The organism is Arthrobacter sp. R-11, from assembly GCF_049913155.1.
GTDB lineage: Bacteria > Actinomycetota > Actinomycetes > Actinomycetales > Micrococcaceae > Arthrobacter.
The window spans coordinates 2,954,484-2,969,831 of the sequence record NZ_CP183979.1; the positions used below are offsets into that span (position 1 = coordinate 2,954,484).

Sequence of the window (15,348 nt, forward strand, 5' to 3'; positions counted from 1 at the left end):
TCAAGCTGCCGAATTCTGGCGGTTTCAGTCTACGGGAGCGTACAACACCAAGCGGTGTTGTTCCCCTGAGAGCAGAGAGCGGCGCAGCGGACCGTCCGGGGGGCCGGACCAATATGCGGGACGCAAGCCAGTGACGCTTCCGCTATGACCGGCTCAGAGCGTTCGCCAGCCTGGCGGCGAGATCGCCTTCGGGTGACACGACGACGTCGTCCAGTTCCAGCCAGCGGGCCATGAGCCGTAGTTCGGCAGCAAGTTCGTCCGCTGTGTCCGCCGGCGCGTCGGCTTCCGCATGGGCAGAACGGACGAGCAGCAAACGGCCCGTGCGATCGGCCTTCAAGTCCACCCTCGCCACGACGCTGTCCCGCAAGAGGAAGGGCAGGACGTAGTATCCGAATTTCCGCTTCGTGGCAGGGGTGTAAATCTCGAGGCGGTAGTGGAAACCGAAGAGTTCGTGCAGCCGCCGCCGCTCGAAGACCAGTGAATCGAAGGGGCTCAGGAGCGCCCGGCCCGTCACGTTCCGCGGACTCTTTGCCTCCGCGTGGCGGTACAGTTCCCGGTCCCAGCCCCGGACAGTCACCGGTTTCAGGCGGCCCTCCTCGACGAGCTTGCCGACCGCCTGGGTCGCCGCCTTGATCGGAGTCCGGAAGTAGTCGGCGAAGCACCGGACCGTCCCGATTCCGTGGGCCCGCGCGGCCGCATCGATCAGGCGCTCCATGGCAGCCTCCCGGCCGGCGCCGCCATCATCCGCATGCCTGTGGTTCGAGTCCGGAGCCTGCACTGCCGCCGGAAGAACCCGGGAGGTCAGGGTGTAACGGCGTTCGAATTGTTCGGTCCGGGATGCCGCGCTGACCTGGCCCTCTTCGAACAAATGCTCGAGGACCTGCTTGACGAGGTTCCAGTTCCAGCCCCATTGCTCGTTCCGGCGGTCCTCCTGGTGGTCGAGCCGTGCGGTGAGCTGAGCCGCCGTCATGGGGCGGCTTTCTGCTAGGGCTTCCAGGATCCGCGCCGCCATGTCCTCCCGCAAAGCGCGGTCGAGGTGCCCCGCGCCCACCCAGCCGCGCCGCTGCCACAGGAGAAGATCCGCAAAGTGCTCGGGCCGGATGAAGCTTGCCTCGTGGGCCCAGTACTCCATCATGCGGCGCGGGCTCCGGGCCGCGAGGGAGTCGAGGATCCTGCGGTCGTAGTCCCCCAAGCGCGAAAAGAACGGCAGGTAGTGGCTGCGGGAGAGAACGTTGACCGAGTCGATCTGCACAAGCTGCAGGCGGGCAAAGGTCCGGCCCACCGCCCGTGATGTTACGGGACCGGTGGGCCGGACCTTGTCCAAGCCCTGGGCTGCCAATGCGATCCGCCGTGCCTGCTGAAGGCTCAGCGAAGCGGCCATGCCAGTCCTTTCGTCATGGGAGACGCGGCAGCCTAGGCCGTTGCTGCATGGTCATCGGAGCGGTAAGCGTGGATCTTCTCCTCCACCGCTTCATTTCCGGGCTCGCAGTTCGAGTCCAGGGTGATGACGCCATAAGTCCAGCCTCGACGGCGGTAGACCACCGATGGCGTGTTGGTCTCCTTGTCTACGAATAGGTAGAAGTTGTGACCCACTAGTTCCATGTTGTCCACGGCATCATCGATGGTGAGGGATGCTGCGGGGAAGACCTTCCGGCGGATCAGCACCGGAGAATCACCGGCTGGGATGTCGTTGTCGATATCGTACGGCGAAGCTTCTGCCCCCGGGACAGCCGGTTCCTCGTGGTTGCTTGCCGCAGCGTAGATGGGCTCCTTCGTGCTGACAGGTTCGAGGCTAGCCGTCGCTTCACGCACCGCCTTTGGTGTGTGCCGCCCGTGGTGGACCTTCTTCCTGTCCTTGGCCCTGCGCAGTCGTTCGAGCAGCTTGCTGTACGCGAGGTCGAAGGCTGCGAATTTGTCAGCGGCACTGGCTTCTGCCCGGATGACCGGACCCCTGCCCATGACTGTCACTTCCACTGTGAGCTGGCCCGGGTTCTGACGCGGATTACTTTCCTTGGAAACCTTGGCGTCGACCCTCTGGACCTTGTCCCCGAGCGATTCAATCTTGGAAATCTTCTCGCCCGCGTATTCGCGGAAGCGATCCGAAACGGTCAGATTCCGGCCGCTGATCATGAACTCCATGGTGCCCTCCAAATAACTCAGGTGACACGACAACGGCACTTTTGGGGGCTTTTCTGACGGACAGTCGAGCCCCTTTCCGAGCCGCTATCGACAGGTACATCTGTTCTTGGTACCCATCTCCGACGTTAGTTCATCGTTACCGCTAATTCACCCCTTCGGAGCTTTTAATTTGTTTTGAGTCACGGGAACGGTCTGCCGCCGCCTCTACGTCGGAACTCCTGCCACCCGGAGCGCGTGTCGCCGCAAGGACGACAGCGCCGCAGACCAACCCACCCGCCGCTTCAACGGCCCTTGCGGCCTCCGCGATGGTTGCTCCAGTGGTCAGGACATCGTCGACGACGACGCAGAGCTTGCCGGACACCGACTTCTCCAGCGCCCGCCGCACGGCCATGGATCCCCTGACACGGCGGGCCCGGCCACCCCTGTCCAGCCCCTTTTGCCCGGTGCTTCCCGGACGCCCGGAACTCGAACGGCCCGCCAGGCCTGCGCCGGCAGCGGCCAGGAGTTCCGGCAGCGGCATGGCATGGCCGGTCCGGAGAGAACCGGCCCAAGCGGGAAGGCCGCTCCGCCGCTTGCGCAGGACGTCTCGCACCACCCACCCGGTTCCTTCCCGGGAACGGGCCCGGCGGAGCAGCAGGTGGACTGGGCTGAACCCACGACGGCGGAAAGCGCCGGCGCTGCTGGGAACAGGAACCAGGCAGACGTGCCGGTTTTCCCCCACTGCCGCGCACAAGCCACGTTCCAGCATCCGCCCCAGCAACAAGGCAAGGTTGCGCTGGCCGAATTTCTTGAAGGACAGGACAGCCTGGGCGAGTTCTTCCCTGTAGGACCCGACCGCGACCACCGGCACCAGGACCCCGCCGTCCACTGAGAGAAGCGCCGGTGCCTGGGACTCGGCCCGGAACGGCCGGGAGCACAGCTTGCGGATCCGGCGGGCACAGGCACCGCAGACCTGGACATCCTCATGCCCGCAACAGACGCATTCCACCGGCGCGACAAGCGCCAGCAGTTCACCCCACGCCAAGGCAAAGGCTTCAAGCAGGAGCAGCGACGGCCGCGCATGCGAGCCCCGGTGACGGGCGGCAGGGTCCGCCACGGCGAAAAGGTCGGGATCGCGTATGCCGGGTGTACCGGCGTCGTACTTGAATCCTTCAGCCGCAACCACGGCAGCCCGGCCGGGCGCACGTTTGTCCATGCACACAGCCTCGGGCCCGGGCACCCGCGGCGCCAGCCGCCGACGCCGCTATGTGGAAAGAACCAGTATGTGGAAGCGCACTGTGGCTAGCCGGGGAAGGCGGGGTCGACCGGCCCTTTGAGTTGGAGTTCCCAGCCGTTTCCGACCCTTTGGAAGAGGCCCGCCGCGGACTGACCGTAGATTTCGTCCCCTCCGTTGCCGGCGCTCAGTCCGGTCAGCCCTGGCCAGGCCGGAAGCTGCTGCGGCTGCCCGGTGGACAGGGAAATCAGTTCGGGAACGACGTTGCCCGATAGCGATTCCTTCATGACCACGACGGTTGCGGAATTGACCCAGACCCCGTGGTCCACCCCGTTGGTGGCTTCGAGCGTAGCCGGGGCGGTAAGGTCCTTGGGCGAGCCATCCGGGTTGCGGATGATGCCGGTGACCTGGACGGATGTCCTGCCGCGCAGCTCCGAGATGACCAGGGCGCGGGTGCCCTCCCGTGATACGCGGAATTCCTTCACGGAACGTCCGGCGAGCCATCGCGGTGCGAGGGAAACGGCGGGTACCGCTCCGCCCTTGGACACGGCGGAGGGTTTGAAGGCCACGACCTGCGTGCCGCCGTTTGCTCCCGGGCCCGCCGTCCAGACCCAGTCCTGAAGACTGAAGGACGGCCGGGTCAAAGTACTGCGGGTGGTCAGCGGACGGGGATCCTGGCCCGGCAACATCGAGTACAGGGTAGCGCCGGAGCCGTTGAGGAACGCCACGGCCTTCGACGCCGGCGATTCAGCGGGTGCTTGTGGTCCCAGCCCGGCAACCTGCTGCAGGTCCGGCAGCGGTGCCAGGCGGTTGTTTTCGTAACGGGCCAGTTCTCCGTTGCTCACCACGATCTGACGCGAAGGCACGCTCTTCTCCAGAACCGGTGGAAGCACGGCACCGGTATCCTCCACGCGGACCAGGTCCTGGTCCGCACGAAGCTGGACGCTGATCACATCCGGCTGGGTGCGGAAAGTCAGCAGGAGCTGGTTCTGCATGCGTTGCCGGTCTTCCGCGGAGGCCTCCACCAGCTCCTTCGCAGAAAGATCCACCTGGGCCGCTCCGGAAACGACCGGCACGGACTCGCGCACCAGGCGGATCCCCGAAGGGAAGGCGCTGACGACGGCTCCACGCAGGTACGGTGCCGGCCCGGCGAGCAGGGCGCTTGTCATGGCCTTGACGGTCTTCTTCTTGATGAACCACCTGAAGTCCGGCACCGCATAGTTGAATCCGGGGTCGTAGAAGTAGATCGGATACGCGCCGTAGATCACCCGGAAAGTCTGTTCCGGGATCGCGGTACCGTCCGGCACCTGGGAGATCCGCCATTCGCCGTCGACCTGTTCGACAGTCACCGGAATGCTTTCCAGGGTGCCTTCCGGATAGTGCGTGGTAATGCCGTCGGCGTCAACGGCGTACGCGAGGTCCAGTTCGTACCGGTATTCGTTCTCGACGGCGGTGCGGACCACTTGCGCCTTGCGGTACACGAGGGTGCGCTTGTCCGATTTCCAACTGACCGAAAGGGACTGGGTCAGGTACTGCCGGGCGACCGCGTAATCGTCCGCGTACCCGCTGCCGGCGCCGTAGAAGTCCTCGATGACGGTTTCCGGACCGGCCCCGGGTTGCGGCGGCGGCGGGAAGAAGTCAGGCACGTTCAGGTTGCCGGCGCTTTCCTCCTTGCTCTTTCCGACCGGTCCGGAGCGCGGAATCTGGGCACAGGAACTGAGCACGAGCGCGACGGCCGCCAGGACGGCGAGCAACAGCACCGGGATGCGGCGGAGACCCCTACGCACGGCCGGCCTCCCCCGCGCCGGGGGCACCGCCGTCGTCGGCCTGGCTGGAGGGGTCCGACGGCTGCGCCGCGGCAGGGCGCGGCAGGGACTTCTCCTGCGTGTCAACAACCAGCACCTGGCGGTCCGGGGCGGTACCCGGGAGCCTGAGATCATGCGGCTCAAGGTGCAGCGGCGACTTCACGATGGTTCCGCCCTTCTTCAGCGGCAGGGTGAGGCGGAAGTTCGAGCCTGCGCCCTTCTGCCCCCAGGCCTGCAGCCAGCCGTTGTGGAGCTTGGTGTCTTCGGCGGCGATGGACAGGCCCAGGCCGCTGCCGCCGGTAGTCCGGGCACGCGCCGGGTCGGCCCGCCAGAAGCGGTCGAACACCCTGGCGGCCTCCGCCGGGGTCATGCCGATTCCGTGGTCCCGGACCGATACGGCCACGGCCTCGTGGTTCGCCGCCACCGTCACGTGCACCGGTTTGCCTTCGCCGTGCTCCACGGCGTTCAGGAGCAGGTTGCGGAGGATCCGGTCGATCCGCCGCGAGTCCATTTCGACGATGATGCTCTTGTTGCGGGACGTGAGCCGGACCTCGGAGCCGTATTCGGCAGCGACCGGGGCAGCACCTTCGATGACCTGTCCAATCAGCTGGAAAATATCCTGCGGTTCCGCCTCCAGGACGGCGGCGCCGGCGTCGAAGCGCGAGATCTCCAGCAGGTCCGAAAGCAAGGATTGGAACCGCTCCACCTGGTTGTAGAGGAGTTCGGCGGAGCGCCGGTTGACGGGATCGAAGTTGTCACGTGCGTCGAACAGGACCTCCGCTGCCATCCGGACGGTGGTGAGCGGGGTACGGAGTTCGTGGGAGACGTCCGAGACGAAACGCTGCTGCATCTGGGAGAGCGTGGCGAGCTGGGTGATCTGTTCCTGGAGGCTCGCCGCCATGTGGTTGAAGGACGCGCCGAGGCGGGCGACCTCGTCCTCGCCCTTGACCACCATGCGTTCCTGAAGCTGCCCCGCAGCCAGCTTTTCGGAGACGACGGCGGCATGGCTTACCGGGCTGACCACGTTCCGCGTAACGTACCAGGCGATGCCACCGATCATGATGATCAGAGCCGCCCCGCCCGCCCAGAGCACATTCTGGATCTGGTCCAGGGTCTGCTGGGCGTTTTCGAGGTCATAGAGCAGGTACAGCTCGTAGACGGTGCCGTTGAAGGTGACCTTGTTCCCGACGGCGATCCCCGGGTGGTCCTGGTTGCCCACCGGGAATTCGGTGGAGGCCCAGTACTGTTCCTTGCCCGACTCCTGCACGGCCTTGCGCAGTTCCGGCGGGATGACCCGTACGGTCAGCTGGTCGGAGGCCCGCGATTCAACCCAGCGGTTGCGCGGCTTGGTTTGTTCCGGGAGTGCCTCGAAGACGTAGCGGCGCTGGATCACCGAGCCGTTGCCTTCCACTGCGTTGAGGGTGTCGTAGACGAGGGTGATGACACTGGACTGGTCGTTGACCTGGGCACCGTCGAAGGTGTCCTGGACCTGCTTGACGTAGTAACGGCTCTCCGATTCGGCCTGGCTCAGCCGTTCCTGGAACAGGTTGTTGGCGATCTGGTTGGACAGGTAGGCACCGACCACCGCGAAGGAAATCACCGAGAGCAGGATGGTCATCATGACCGTCCTGAATTCGAGGGAGCGGCGCCAGCGCCGCAGCAGGGACTTCCAGAGGTAGCGCAACCCCGGCCGGAGATGCCGCAGGGCCGTCACCACCAGGCGTGATACCCGCAACTCGAGAATCAGGGCGCGGCGTGTCCAGATGCGGCCCAGGAGCAACACGCGCCGGACGTTGAGGGTCCGGCCGGTACCGCGATTGTCCGGTTCCTTGCCCGGCTGCTGTCCTGGAGGGACGGACCGGTCCTCCGGCATCGCGTCGGGCGGCGTGGTTCCGGAACCGGCCTTGCCGGAAGGTGACTCAGGATCCCGCTTTGTAACCGACACCACGGACCGTCAAAACAACTTCGGGCGCTTCGGGGTCGCGCTCGATCTTGGAGCGCAGCCGCTGGACATGGACGTTGACGAGCCTGGTGTCGGCAGCGTGCCGGTAACCCCAGACCTGCTCCAGGAGGAGCTCGCGGGTGAAGACCTGCCAAGGCTTGCGCGCCAACGCAACCAGGAGATCGAATTCCAGCGGGGTGAGCGAGATCCGTTCTCCGCCGCGGGTGACCATGTGGCCGGCGACGTCGATCGTGACGTCGGCGATCCGGAGGGTCTCGGGGGCCTTCTGCTCCCCGGGACGCAACCGGGCGCGGACCCTGGCCACGAGTTCGGCGGGCTTGAAAGGCTTGGGCACGTAGTCGTCGGCACCGGATTCCAGGCCGCGGACAACATCGGACGTGTCCGACTTGGCCGTCAGCATGACAATGGGGACATCCGATTCACCGCGGATCTGGCGGCAGACCTCGATGCCGTCGGAGCCGGGGAGCATGAGGTCGAGGAGCACGAGGTCCGGCTTCGAGGAGCGGAAAACGTCAAGCGCCTGGCCACCGTCTGCGCAGAAAACCGGATCGAAGCCGTCGTTGCGAAGCACGATGCCGATCATTTCGGCGAGTGCTTCGTCGTCGTCAACTACCAGGATGCGTGCCTTCATAGTTATATATTCCCCCATCGAATGGCCATTGTCCCGTTGACCCCCGATCACGGCATGGCGCCGGACGAGGCCGCGCCTGCCCCGAGGGCCCGGGTTACGGGCTATGAGCAGCGTCCGCGGAACTATAGGCTGGGCGGACACGGCACTTTTGGGGAGGAAAGCGTGTCAGAGCAGCCGGGACCCGGCGCCCAGCCGCCTTGGGGGCAACCCCAGCAGGGCGGCCAGCCGCAGAACCAACCGCAATGGGGCGGCCAGCCGCAGTGGGGCGCGCCCGGTCAGCCGGGACCCGGCGCCCAGCCGCCTTGGGCGCAACCCCAGTGGGGCGGCCAGCCGCAGTGGGGCGCGCCCGGTCAGTCGGGACCGTGGGGACAGCCTCAACCTTCGGGGTGGCCCCCCGCGCCGGGCAGCCCTTACGGCCAGCCACGGTACGTCGCGCCTCCCAAACCCGGGATCGTGCCCCTGCGTCCCCTGCTGTTCGGCGAAGTCCTGGACGGCGCCTTCCAGACAGTCCGCCGGAACCCTGCAGCCATGCTGGGCTCCTCGCTCCTGGGCCAGTGCCTGTCCCTCCTGCTCGCGGCCACGTTGATCGCTGGCAGCATCGGCCTCCTCGCCCGCCTTGAACAGTTGGACAGGGGGCAGCTGGACAGCGATGCTGAGCTATCCGCGCTCCTCGGGCCGGTTCTCGGCCTGGCGGCTGGCGGGATGGGCGTCACACTGCTCTCCCTGGTCCTGTTGTCCATCCTCGGCGGGGTCATGGCCGTGCCGGTATCCCGCTCCTCACTGAACCGGAAGACCGGATTCAAGCAGATGTGGGTCCTCGTACGCCACCGCCTGCTTGCCCTCACCGGGCTGTCCTTCGTCCTGCTCCTGGTACCCGCCGTTCCCCTCGGCCTCCTGTTCGTCGTTGCTGTGGCCATCCTCGCCGGGACGGGTCCCGCCGGCTTCCTCGTCGTCTTTCCGATCGGGCTCGGCGCCGTGGCGGTGATCGTGTGGCTGTCCATCAAGCTGCTGGTGGCCCCGGCAGCCGTGGCCGTCGAGGAGCTGGGCGTCATCGAGTCCCTCCGCCGCTCCTGGTCACTGACTACCGCGAGCTGGTGGCGGATCTTCGGCATCGTACTGGTGGCCAGCCTGATTGTCGGGGTAATTGGCCAAGTGCTCCAGATCCCCATCAGCCTCGCGGTCGGCGGTATCAGTTCAGTAGTGACTCCGCACGCCGGCATCGAGCAGCAGACCAGCACGAGCACCCTGCTGACGGTGATCAGCATGGTGGTCAGCGGTCTGATTGGGGCGCTGGGCTTCGCCTTCCAGTCCGCTGTCTCCGCTTTGGTCTACCTCGATCTGCGGATGCGACGTGACGGCCTGGATGTGGAACTCCTGCGGATGATGGAATCCGGAAGCGACCCGGACGGGGTTCCGGGCCGCGGCCCCTCAACGCGCCGCCCGTTCCCTGGCGGCCGGCAGCCGGGATCGGGCACGGGATACCCACAGGGATGACAGTCCTTTCAGTGCTCGCGGGCTTCCTGCCCGCCGAAACCCCCGTCGATCCGGACCGCAACGAGGCCCGGCGCTGGGCGATCGAAGAACTCAGCAAACCGCAGTACGCCGAGGCGAAGCCAAGTTGGTTCGACAAGCTCGTGAACGACTTCCTGGAATGGCTGCGCTCCCTGAATTCCGAAGGTCCGGGCCTCGGCCAGGACTGGACCTGGCCGCTCGCCATCCTGCTCGCCCTCGCGCTCGTGGTCACGGCCGTCATCGTTGTCAGGCCGCGGCTCAACTCCGGGCGGAAGCGGTCCTCCGCCGCCGTCTTCGATGAGGAAACAACCCTCGACGCCGGGACCTTCCGTTCGCGGGCCGCCTCCGCCGCCGCGCTGGGTGACTGGAACACCGCCGTCGTCGAGCAGTTCCGTGCCATCGTGCGCTCGGCTGAGGACCGCACCGTCATCGATCCGCAAGCCGGCCGCACCGCCGACGAAGCGGCAGCACAGCTGGGACGCGCGTTCAGCAGGAGCCAGGCACAGCTGGACGAAGCAGCCCGGCTCTTCGACACGGTCAAATACGGGCACGCCGCGGCCGAGGCGGGACACTACGAGACCCTGCGTGTCCTAGACAGCCACCTGGCCACACTGAAACCGGACTACCAGGGCCGGCCCGGCCGGGGACTGGCGGTGCCGCGATGACGGCCCTCAGCCAACAGCACACGGAGGCCGGCACCCCGGGCTCGCCCGCAGGCTGGAAAGCCCGTCTTCGGCGGCACATGGTCTGGATCGTGATCGGGTGCGTCGTGGCCCTCACCCTGGGCTACCTGGTGATGTCCCGGCTGTCGTCGGGCCCGGATGAGAGGGCATTGTCGCCCCGCAACGCGGCCCCGGGCGGAGCCATGGCAACTGCCGAAATCCTCCGCGCACAAGGGGTGGACATCACCGAGCCCGGCTCCTTCGAACAAGCCGTGGCGATGTTGGAAGCCAAGGACGGTGCGGCGACGCTGCTGCTCTACGACCGGGACGGCTACCTCGGCGAGGAGCAACTCCGGGAACTCCGGGCCGCCTCGCACAGGGTCGTCGTGGTAAGTCCCGGCCGGCGGACCCTGCGGGGACTCGACGACGGACTCCGCAACGCAGGTGTTGTACCGCAAGGGCACGAGGTTACCGAGCCCGAATGCGGCCTGGATGATCCCCTCGCGGCCGGAGACATCTCCGCCGGCAACGGCCAGTTGTATGCCGGAAGCGGTGAAATTTGCTACCGCATAGGAGACGGCGGCCTGTACGCGGCCAGCGATGACGGCCGGGTGGTGGTGCTCGGCAGCGCTGCACTGCTGAGCAACGATCTGCTCGACGAACGCGGAAACGCAGCGCTCGTCCTCCGCAGCCTGGGCGACTCCCCCGAGCTGCTCTGGTACCTGCCGGGCCTCGGCGATGTACCGCAGGACAGGAACCCGAGCACCCTGGATGAGCTGGCTCCGCCCTGGGTAGCGTTCCTCGGGCCGTGGCTCCTGGTCGTCGCACTCTTTGCAGTCCTGTGGCGCGGACGGCGGCTTGGACCGCTGGTGTTCGAACCCCTGCCGGTGGTGGTCAAAGCGGCCGAAACCGCCGAGGGCCGGGCCAGGCTCTACCAGGATGCCCGGGCAGTGGAACGGGCGGCAGCAAACCTTCGGGCCGGTACCTTGGTCCGGCTTTCGCGGGTGTTCGGGCTCGGTCCGGATGCCGGCGTCGACGCCTTGATGGACGCGATCTCCCGCAAAACGGGCCGCGCGCCCGCGCAGTTGCGGGAAATTCTTGATCACCGGCCGGATTCGCAGTCCGGCCTGGTGCGGTGGGCACAGACCTTGGAACAACTCGAGCAGGAGGCATCAGCCCGGTGAACGAAAACTTGAAGCAAAACACGCAATGGGACGGATACACCGGTACGGCTCCTTCCTACGATGCCGGCACAAGGGCACCGTCGCCGACTGCGCCGGCACCGGCAAAGCACCCGGTGGCGCCAGCGCCCGGCGACCCGGCCCGCCGGGCCCTCCTGGACGTCCGGCATGAGGTGGGCAAGGCCGTCGTCGGGCAGGATTCCACGGTGACCGGCATGCTGATCGCGCTGCTCTGCAGCGGCCATGTGCTGCTGGAGGGCGTGCCGGGCGTGGCAAAGACGCTGCTGGTCCGGGCTCTCTCCCAGGCCCTGAGCCTGGACACCAAACGGGTCCAGTTCACCCCCGACCTCATGCCCGGCGACGTCACGGGTTCACTGGTGTACGACTCCCACAGCTCCGAGTTCACTTTCCGGGAGGGGCCGGTCTTCACGAACATCCTGCTGGCAGACGAGATCAACCGGACGCCGCCGAAGACCCAGGCCTCACTGCTGGAGGCCATGGAGGAACGCCAGGTTTCGGCCGACGGCGTTTCCCGCCCCTTGCCTGTGCCGTTCATTGTCGCCGCCACGCAGAACCCTGTGGAATACGAGGGCACCTATCCGCTGCCCGAAGCGCAGCTGGACCGTTTCCTGCTCAAGCTCACCATGCCGTTGCCCGCCCGCGACGAGGAAATCGAGGTTGTCCGGCGGCACTCCCAAGGATTCGATCCGCGGAACCTTGCGGCCGCAGGAGTCACCGCTGTAGCCGGCAGCAGCGAGCTGGAAAGCGCCCGGGCGAAGGTTGCCGCTGTGCGGGTGGCGCCGGAAGTCCTGGGCTACATCGTGGACGTGGTACGGGCCACCAGGGCGGCACCGTCGTTTCAGCTGGGCGTCTCGCCGCGCGGCGCCACGGCGCTGCTCACCACGTCACGGGCGTGGGCGTGGCTCTCCGGCCGGGATTTCGTCACACCCGACGACGTCAAGGCACTCGCCCTGCCCTGCTTGCGCCACCGGGTGGCACTGCGCCCGGAAGCCCAGATGGACGGCGTGCACGTCGACGAGGTCCTCGGCAGTATCCTCGCCTCCGTTCCTGTGCCGCGCTGATGCCCGCCCACGTGTTGATCCGGGAGTCCTGAATGGCCATCACAGGAAGGCTCGTGCTGCTGGCGGCGGCCGCGCTTGTGCCGATGGTGCTATTCCCCGGCTGGGGAACAGCCTGGCTGCTGTTCTCCGGGCTGTTCTTGCTGGCCGTGCTTGACGCCATGCTGGCCGCATCCCCGCGCCAGCTGGTGTTGGAGCGCCTGCAGCCCGCGAACGTGACCCTGCATGCGGCGGCCGAGAGCCAGCTTCTGTTGACGAACAACAACGACCGCACGCTTCGGGCCATGGTCCGTGATGCCTGGCAGCCATCTGCCGGCGCGGTGGATCCGGTCCAGCCGATCACGGTTCCTGCCGGCGAACGGCGGCGCCTGACCGTACGGCTCGTTCCCCGCCGCCGTGGCGACCTGGCCGCCCCGCATGTGACGGTCCGTTCCTTCGGTCCGCTGGGACTGGCCGCCCGCCAGCGCACCCTGCCCGTGCCGGGCACCTTGCGTGTCCTGCCGCCCTTCCATTCGAAGCGGCACCTGCCTTCCAAGCTGCGCAAGCTGCGGGAACTGGACGGCAAGGCCGCCGTGCAGATCCGCGGCGCGGGGACCGAGTTCGATTCGCTGCGCGACTATGTCCGCGGTGACGATGTCCGCTCGATTGACTGGCGCGCCACTGCCCGGCGCACCGCCGTCGTCGTCCGCACCTGGCGACCCGAACGGGACCGGCGCGTGGTGATCGTGCTGGACACCTCACGCACCGCCGCGGCACGAATCGATGACGAGCCGCGCCTGGACACCGGGATCGAAGCGGCACTGCTGCTGGCGGTGCTCGCTGAACGCGGCGGCGACAGGGTGGACTTCCTGGCCTTCGACCGCAGGGTCCGGGGCCGCGTGGATTCGGCGTCAAAGGGGACGCTCCTGGGGCGTTTGGTCCAGGCCATGGCGCCGCTGGAGGCTGAGCTGATCGAGATGGACTGGGGCCAGGTCCCGGCCCAGGTGCGGGCAGTGTCAGCGCACCGTTCCCTCGTGGTGCTCCTGACTTCCTTGGACAGTGGCGTGCCCGAAGAGAACCTCATCCCGACCGTGGCGCAGCTGGCGCTTCAGCACGTAGTGGTGGTCGCCGCTGTTCGGGACCCGCTGCTGGGTGCGATGGCAGCGGAACGGACGACGGCGAGCCAGGTCTTCCGTGCAGCCGCTGCGGAACGCGCGCTGCTGGACCGGGCGGCGGTTGCCGCACAATTGAAGCAGCTGGGAGCCGAAGTGGTTGACGCCGAGCCGCTGGACCTTCCGCCGAAGCTCGCGGATACGTACATCCGGCTGAAAGCTGCGGGCAGGCTGTGACGGCGGACCACCGCCGCTCCGGCACGGAAGGAGAAAGCACCGTGGACACATCCCTCGAACGCACCCCGATTTACGAGCGGGCGCTGGGCAGCAGCTTCCGCCGGCTGCAGCCGGAGTTGCAGGAGTACTTCGCCCTGGCTCCAGGTTCGGGCTCCTACGGGATCGGCGAGGGCGTGTTCGAACTGGTGGGGTGCCGCCAGCGCTGGCTGCGGCCGCTGCTGGCGCTGGCATCCGCGGAGGAGGCGCTGTTCCCCGAGTACGGCGAGATGGTGCCGTTCCGGATCGAGAACCACGCCCACCTCGACCCGTTCGGCCGTTCCAGCCTGACCGCCCGGCGCGAGATCTTCTTCCCCGGCCGCACCCGGCTCTTCCACGGCACCACCTCGGCCGTCGAGGAGGAGGGCGGCACGCGGCTGGTCGATTACCTCGGAAAATACCGGCGGCTGGCCACGGATCTTCGGCTCGGCGTGACGCCAGAGGGCAGGCTCCGGGGAATCTCCGGGGCCACACGGGCGTTCCTGGGGCCGCTCCGGCTCGGCCTGCCGGCATCGTTGGACGCCAATGCCTACGCCGAACAGTGGTGGGACGCCGGGGCAGGCAAGCACCGGATCCAGGTGAAAGTGCTGCAAAAGCACGTCGGCCTCGTACTCGTCTACGCGGGATACTTCGACTACCGGCTGGCCCCGTTGCTGCCGCAGCCCGCGGCCGTGAACGGGACCGCCGTCGGGCTCCCGCGTTACGCGGAGCCGGACCGCTGGGAGTCCCGCGTATAGGGTTGTCCTCCCTAACCGAGTGCGAGCTGGTTGAGCCCGTCCGTCAGCCGGGTCAGCCGGCCGAGGATCTCCTTCGCCCCCACCGGGCTGTGCCCGGCCAGGCCGTGGGAAGGGGTCACACGCAGTGTAGCCAGGGACGACGCCGGCAGGCCAAGCTGGCGCCAGGGCCGCCAGACGGCTTCGACCAGCTCCGCCGTGCGCGGAAGGGCCGCGCCCGGTTCGCCCGCAGGCAGGGCGCCGGCCCACACGCGTTTGCCGGACTCTACCGCGCCGGCCAACTGCTCCCACTGCCGCGTGGTCAGGGCCTTGAGCGGGACAGCGACGCCGTCGGCCCCGGAGGCGAGGATCTGGGCGAAGGGGGCTTCGATTTCAGGCACGGCGATCACCGTCTCCGCGACCCCCGCCGCCTGCAGTGCACCGACCACCCGGCGCCAAGCGGCGGTGGCTTCATCCTGCGGGACCGAACGCAGCGTGCGGTAACCGCTTGCCGTCGGGATGGTGCCGGCAAGGATGGCGGCGATGTCCGGCTCGTCCAACTGGACCACGACGCCGGCGCCGGGAACCGCTGCCCTGATACGGGCGATGTAGTCGGCGACGCCGGCGGCCAGGGAGTCGGTGATGTCGCGGCGTGCGCCGAAGTCGAGCAGGGCGCGTTCGCCGTTGTGCAGGTAAAGGCCGGCGGCCAGGCTGAGCGGTCCCCTGAGCTGGATCTTCACCGCTTCCGCGGAAGCGTCTTCGGCACCGGCGACATCGGCCAGCACGTTGATGTCGGTGGCAAGGGCGGACTGCGCGCGCTGCTGGTCCTTGCCCGGGCGGTCCACAAGGCGCCAGCCGTGCGGCTGCACGTCCACCGCAAGCTCAACAAGCAGTGCCGCGGTCCGGCCCAGGGAGTCGGATCCGACGCCCCGGTCCGGGAGTTCGGCAAGGAAGGGCAGATGCGGGCTGCCGAGTTCCCCGCGGATGGTGCGGGTGGCTTCCAGTGGATCGTCGCCGGGCCAGGGCCCCAGGGCGGTGGCCGTTACCTGGCCTGATGCGAGTCCAGCCAGGGAGTGTTCCTGCACG

13 protein-coding genes are annotated in these 15,348 nt (G+C 67.5%); 6 read left to right on the plus strand and 7 right to left on the minus strand.

All coding sequences use genetic code 11. The annotated features are described in order from the left end of the window. Window positions 1-142 precede the first annotated feature (142 nt). The 6 genes from ACN9M4_RS13335 to mtrA all read right to left on the minus strand — a co-directional run bounded on the left by ACN9M4_RS13335 (window position 143) and on the right by mtrA (window position 7,751). Window positions 143-1,381 (minus strand): winged helix-turn-helix domain-containing protein, encoded by a 1,239-nt coding sequence (locus tag ACN9M4_RS13335; protein ID WP_426298622.1) that lies wholly within the window; start codon window positions 1,379-1,381, stop codon window positions 143-145. 32 nt (window positions 1,382-1,413) lie between these two features. After that, the gene (gene hpf, locus ACN9M4_RS13340) at window positions 1,414-2,139 is read right to left on the minus strand and encodes a ribosome hibernation-promoting factor, HPF/YfiA family (RefSeq protein WP_426298624.1); all 726 of its coding nucleotides are present in this window, start codon (window positions 2,137-2,139) and stop codon (window positions 1,414-1,416) included. Between the two features lie 142 nt (window positions 2,140-2,281). Then, on the minus strand, window positions 2,282-3,334 hold the full coding sequence (locus ACN9M4_RS13345; RefSeq protein ID WP_426298626.1) for a ComF family protein: 1,053 nt from the start codon (window positions 3,332-3,334) through the stop codon (window positions 2,282-2,284). An 86-nt stretch (window positions 3,335-3,420) separates the two neighbouring features. After that, window positions 3,421-5,139 (minus strand): LpqB family beta-propeller domain-containing protein, encoded by a 1,719-nt coding sequence (locus ACN9M4_RS13350; RefSeq protein WP_426298628.1) that lies wholly within the window; start codon window positions 5,137-5,139, stop codon window positions 3,421-3,423. Then, a complete protein-coding gene (gene mtrB, locus ACN9M4_RS13355; protein ID WP_426298630.1) occupies window positions 5,132-7,105 on the minus strand; it encodes an MtrAB system histidine kinase MtrB in 1,974 nt (657 codons plus the stop codon). The genes ACN9M4_RS13350 and mtrB overlap by 8 nt, the downstream gene beginning before the upstream one ends. Further along, on the minus strand, window positions 7,077-7,751 hold the full coding sequence (gene mtrA / locus ACN9M4_RS13360) for an MtrAB system response regulator MtrA (RefSeq protein WP_074588185.1): 675 nt from the start codon (window positions 7,749-7,751) through the stop codon (window positions 7,077-7,079). The genes mtrB and mtrA overlap by 29 nt, the downstream gene beginning before the upstream one ends. A gap of 453 nt (window positions 7,752-8,204) precedes the next feature. On the opposite strand from mtrA, the gene ACN9M4_RS13365 reads away from it, so the two are divergent. The 6 genes from ACN9M4_RS13365 (at window position 8,205) to ACN9M4_RS13390 (ending at window position 14,286) form a co-directional block, all read left to right on the plus strand. Next, complete coding sequence (locus ACN9M4_RS13365) at window positions 8,205-9,245, plus strand: glycerophosphoryl diester phosphodiesterase membrane domain-containing protein (protein ID WP_426298633.1); 1,041 nt, start codon at window positions 8,205-8,207, stop codon at window positions 9,243-9,245. Beyond that, the gene (locus tag ACN9M4_RS13370) at window positions 9,242-9,928 is read left to right on the plus strand and encodes a DUF4129 domain-containing protein (protein ID WP_426298635.1); all 687 of its coding nucleotides are present in this window, start codon (window positions 9,242-9,244) and stop codon (window positions 9,926-9,928) included. Before ACN9M4_RS13365 ends, ACN9M4_RS13370 begins: the two co-directional genes overlap by 4 nt. Next, a complete protein-coding gene (locus ACN9M4_RS13375; RefSeq protein WP_426298637.1) occupies window positions 9,925-11,109 on the plus strand; it encodes a DUF4350 domain-containing protein in 1,185 nt (394 codons plus the stop codon). Before ACN9M4_RS13370 ends, ACN9M4_RS13375 begins: the two co-directional genes overlap by 4 nt. Window positions 11,110-11,222: 113 nt before the next feature. Then, window positions 11,223-12,188 (plus strand): AAA family ATPase, encoded by a 966-nt coding sequence (locus ACN9M4_RS13380; protein ID WP_426303476.1) that lies wholly within the window; start codon window positions 11,223-11,225, stop codon window positions 12,186-12,188. Between the two features lie 32 nt (window positions 12,189-12,220). Next, entirely contained in the window at window positions 12,221-13,513 is a 1,293-nt protein-coding gene (locus ACN9M4_RS13385; RefSeq protein WP_426298639.1) for a DUF58 domain-containing protein, read from the plus strand. A gap of 41 nt (window positions 13,514-13,554) precedes the next feature. Further along, on the plus strand, window positions 13,555-14,286 hold the full coding sequence (locus ACN9M4_RS13390; protein WP_426298641.1) for a DUF4166 domain-containing protein: 732 nt from the start codon (window positions 13,555-13,557) through the stop codon (window positions 14,284-14,286). 11 nt (window positions 14,287-14,297) lie between these two features. Here the strand turns inward: ACN9M4_RS13390 and ACN9M4_RS13395 are convergent, their stop codons facing one another. Further along, complete coding sequence (locus tag ACN9M4_RS13395) at window positions 14,298-15,347, minus strand: hypothetical protein (protein WP_426298644.1); 1,050 nt, start codon at window positions 15,345-15,347, stop codon at window positions 14,298-14,300. Window position 15,348 lies beyond the last annotated feature (1 nt).

Excerpts from the sequence above, each read along its gene's own strand:
- hpf (WP_426298624.1), bottom strand. The coding sequence starts at position 2,139 with ATGGAGTTCATGATCAGCGGCCGGAATCTGACCGTTTCGGATCGCTTC.
- ACN9M4_RS13385 (WP_426298639.1), top strand. The coding sequence starts at position 12,221 with ATGGCCATCACAGGAAGGCTCGTGCTGCTGGCGGCGGCCGCGCTTGTG.
- ACN9M4_RS13375 (WP_426298637.1), top strand. The coding sequence starts at position 9,925 with ATGACGGCCCTCAGCCAACAGCACACGGAGGCCGGCACCCCGGGCTCG.
- ACN9M4_RS13345 (WP_426298626.1), bottom strand. The coding sequence starts at position 3,334 with ATGGACAAACGTGCGCCCGGCCGGGCTGCCGTGGTTGCGGCTGAAGGA.
- mtrA (WP_074588185.1), bottom strand. The coding sequence starts at position 7,751 with ATGAAGGCACGCATCCTGGTAGTTGACGACGACGAAGCACTCGCCGAA.
- ACN9M4_RS13335 (WP_426298622.1), bottom strand. The coding sequence starts at position 1,381 with ATGGCCGCTTCGCTGAGCCTTCAGCAGGCACGGCGGATCGCATTGGCA.
- ACN9M4_RS13370 (WP_426298635.1), top strand. The coding sequence starts at position 9,242 with ATGACAGTCCTTTCAGTGCTCGCGGGCTTCCTGCCCGCCGAAACCCCC.